At 55.9% G+C, this 2,826-nt stretch carries 1 protein-coding gene; it reads right to left on the bottom strand.

Annotation, left to right across the window (positions count from 1 at the left end):
- The coding region (gene cas9, locus Q0216_RS04535) for a type II CRISPR RNA-guided endonuclease Cas9 (protein WP_298593266.1) at positions 1 to 2,431 on the bottom strand (2,431 nt) is incomplete at its 3' end.
- Between the last annotated feature and the right edge of the window lie 395 nt (positions 2,432 to 2,826).

Genomic DNA, 2,826 nt, shown 5'->3' with positions numbered 1-2,826 from the left:
CCAGAACAGTAGCTGCCTTACGCCACTCCAAGAACTTCTCCTGAGAAGCCGGGTACAGGCCAGTAAAGTCACGCCAGCCATTCTCACGCTTCGTCTCATTAAACTCACGCTTCAACTGGTGGCGCTGCTCCAAGGTGAGAGCAACCGAACGGTTCAGGAGGGTCATGACCGCTGCATCAATTGCGTGGTGGCGCACATCAAAACGGTTCTTATCACGCTCACCGCGCAGAAGAATACGCTCGTCAATGCCACCCGCGCGACGGGATTCGCGCGTCACGGCGCCGGCATAAACGTCCAGTGCCACGCGGCTCTTATCGTCGGGGGCAAGGCCCTCATTAAAGTGTTGCTCCAAACGCTCACGCACCGCCACAGCCGCGTACGAAGTTGAAGCCAGCGAGCGCTCATCAATCGGATCATCAGCCTCGGTTTGCTTGAGGCGGCGAATCTGATTCTTCAGCATCTTAGCCTTCTTGGGGTCTTTAAAGGCCTTCAACTGGCGGACACGGTCAATGGTCTCCTTGAACCTCTCCGGGGAAGCCCAGCGGTAGAACGGGGTGTTGCTCTTCATCGCGTTACAGTAGCGGCACACCGCCGCCAAATTCTCACGACGAGAGGAGCCGCCGCCAGCGCGCGGAACGATGTGGTCCAGCTCAGAAGTAGTCGTCGTAATCATCGTGCCGCAATACAAGCACTGGCACTCCTGCTCCTGCACAATCAAATGACGGCGAACATCCACGCGCTTCGGGTTCTCCACGCCAGACTCACGCAGTTCGTTGCGAATACGTTCGTTCTCTTCACGGTTCTTCTTCTGCTCACGCAGAATGTCCTGACGCTGAGCGGGACCCATCAGACCGGTGCGGGCATGCTCAACCGTGATTGCCTGCGGGCGACCCCACTGGCGTTCACAATCCAGCACAAAGCGGCGCAGAATCGTCAGAACGCGGTCCACCGTAGGCTGGCCCGTCTGCTCCTCCAGCTTAGCCAGGGGCGGGCGCCAGGTATCGTCCACGCCGAAGACAGCCTTGCGGGCCTCGTGAAGACCCACACGGTGTTCGTGCATGTACTCGCTCAACTTAGATAGGGTCGTCGCGCTGTATCCTGCGCGGCCAGCTTCGAAGGCGATATTAGAAAGAGCTTCGCGTTCCTCTTCAGGCCAGCTCGCAAACAAATCATACAGACCAGCTTGTTCAGCAGCAGCGGTAGTGTCATCCGTTGCGTCAGCAAGGAACATAATGAACAGACTGCGCAGCTGGTCGTCATCGTTCGATTCCCACCATTTGCGCGCTTCGGTCTTCGTCTTCATCGCTTTCTCGAAGGCTGCAGACGAACGGTCAAAGGGTGCGGTCTTCTGCTGAACATCCTCAAGAACCGGGGCAATCAGACGGTTACCCGGAACGCCAATCTCCTCTGCCACATCGGCCCAGCTCGGCTGCTCCTTACCCGTGTACGACATCAGGAAATCAACTGCGGTATCGTATTCGCTTTCGGAGAGCTCACGCTTGGTACGGGAATCGGTACGTACACGCAGATTCGCCACCGAATCAAGGATGCGGAACTCCTGGAACTCCAGTGAGGCGCGGCTTGCGCGGATTTCATCCGGGTTCAACGGATCCTTACCCACGCGGTCCTTCGGAACGTAGGGGCGCACGTGAGTAAAGACAGCTTCGCGAAGAGTCTCATACTGATCCTCAATACCCTGCACCTCGCAGATGCGGCGGAGCTCAGCTAGCTGGTCCTCCTGGCGCACCTTCGCAGCCATCAACGGCTGAGTGCCATAATCAGCCAGGTACTTCTCACCCTTCTTAGGGTTATTAGCTTCCTTCGCGTTGTAGCTACGGCGAGGACGCAGAAGAACCTCATTATTAGCGGCAAGAGCACCCAACATACCCAGAGTCGGGTTAGCCGGAACCTTCTCACCAAACAGCTCACGCGCACGAGCCAGAATAATCTCAAAAGTCTCCGACGGCTCCTGCGACGCCTTCTCCAGCTGGTCAAGAGACCACCACGGATTAGCCCAACCACGGTGACGAGCCATATGACGCACAGCGCGCACCAAATGCTCATTCAGCTCATCAGCGCTAGCCAGCTTGATAGAAGCCAGCAGAGCGCGCGAAGTCCACGCCTCATAGGTCTCAGGCTCAGGACCTTCCGGCACGGTGTAACCCAGCTTCTCAAGTACCTTATCGAGGTCACGCAGACGCTGCTTACGACGACGGTTCATGCGCATCGTACGACGAGCAACACCGCGAGTTTCCTTGCGGCTCTTCGGACTCTTATTCTCAGTCGGGTCTAGCCCGCCGTCGTGGCGGAAAGTCACCAGAGCAAGCTTCTGGATAGGGAAACCAGCATCATCAAACTCGATAGCGGCAAGACCAACAGAGCGGTCGCCGACATCAACACCGATACGATAGTTCTTCATGTCCGTAGACATGGCATACTCCTTTGTGAGTGATTGCAATTAAGTGCAGACATTGCACTCTCGATAAGCATCATTGCGCTCATCTGAGACTAACAATAACCCGACTACGCCATATGCGCATTCAAAACCGTCATTCTCATCCCCAAAAGAGCAAAAAAATTTTTATGTGAAGCACTTGCACAACCACCAAACTCCTGTGCTAGAATCGATAACGAAAGATTCTTAATAAGGCATCCTTCCGATGCTGACTTCTCACCGTCCGTTTTCCAGTAGGAGCGGGCGGTATGTTTTTAACTTCCCTATCTACTGCAGGTATTTGCAAGCCCGCAGACCATACGAGCCAAGACGAACAAAGACCCCCGCCGGGTGCTTCCTAAGCGACCCGGCGAGGGTCCTAGATCGGAAGA

The sequence above is a fragment of the uncultured Rothia sp. genome, from assembly GCF_937976295.1.
In the GTDB taxonomy this organism is placed as follows: Bacteria; Actinomycetota; Actinomycetes; order Actinomycetales; family Micrococcaceae; genus Rothia.
Note: the sequence above shows the minus strand (reverse complement) of the source record. Positions and strands in the feature narration are given on the sequence as shown.